We start from the raw sequence: 1,160 nt of genomic DNA on the forward strand, positions 1-1,160 counted from the left end.
AGTAATTGTTAGAGCAGAAGAGATTATGATATATATACAAGCCCCATAATGAATCGGTAAAGATCAAATATTTTGTATGCATGTTCAGTAGGGCAATAACATCCGATAACACAGCATTTATACTGCGGGCATTCGCCCTTGATCGCCAAGAAGAATCACAAAGAAGCGTAGTCAGGCGATACATTCAACCAGCTAAATCTGACGACCCGGACCTACGGTCCTTAAGCTGCTTGAACGCCAGGAATGCCAAACGTTATCGGAAAGGCCTGCAATGATTAAAAATTTTAGAAACCTTAGAAAAATAATAAGAATAGATTCTATAGGAGAAATTAAAGTGGATAATTATGTAAAGGAGCTTCGTTCATTAGTAGGGAATAGACCTATTATTCTTCCAGCATCGGTTGTATTGATATTTAATGAATTCAACCAAATATTATTTCAACGTCGAGGTGATGATGGTAAATGGGGAGTGCCGGGGGGATGTATGGAGATTGGAGAGTCATATGAAGAAACGGCTATTAGAGAAGTAGAAGAAGAAACTGGTCTAATAATTGTATCCATGAAACTACATCATGTATATTCCGGTAAAGAGTATTTAAACATATATCCAAACGGAGACCAAGCTTATAATGCTTTAGCTGCATTTGTTAGTTTCGAATATGAAGGGAAATTAATTGAATCTAACGATGAAAGCTTAGAGTTGAGATACTTCGACTTAGATAACCTACCTGAAATGTCATTTATATCAGAAAAAGTAGTAAAACATTATATAGAAAGCAAAAAATGACTTTGATTGTATATCAGAGAGGGCTTGCTCATCCGATAACAAAGCATCTACGCTACGAGGCAATCGCCCTTGATTGTCGGGAGTGTAATTATGGAAGTGAACTCAGACAACACACGACCCGGCCTAAGATAAGAGCTATCTAAGGCAAGGTCGCGTCACAGATGCACGAACGTTATAAGAAATCAGTGCAAAAGCAAATAATTAAAAGCGATTTTTTCTTAGTAAATTAAACAAACAGGCAGGAAATCTATAAAAAAGGTAATCACAGAAATAAGTAAGTATGGAAGGTTTACGGATGGCACACCAATAAAGCTATGATGTGAAAAGAAAGGAAGAGGCTTATGATTACCATATATGATTGGTTTGGCTATCC

Annotated in this window: 1 protein-coding gene; it reads left to right on the forward strand. The window is 36.8% G+C overall.

All coding sequences use genetic code 11. The features are described from left to right. Positions 1-271: 271 nt before the first annotated feature. Positions 272-787, forward strand: a complete 516-nt coding sequence (locus tag AC1TO8_RS23825; protein WP_482058065.1) for an NUDIX hydrolase — start codon at positions 272-274, stop codon at positions 785-787. Positions 788-1,160 lie beyond the last annotated feature (373 nt).

The sequence above is a fragment of the Paenibacillus sp. Y859 genome, assembly GCF_056786405.1.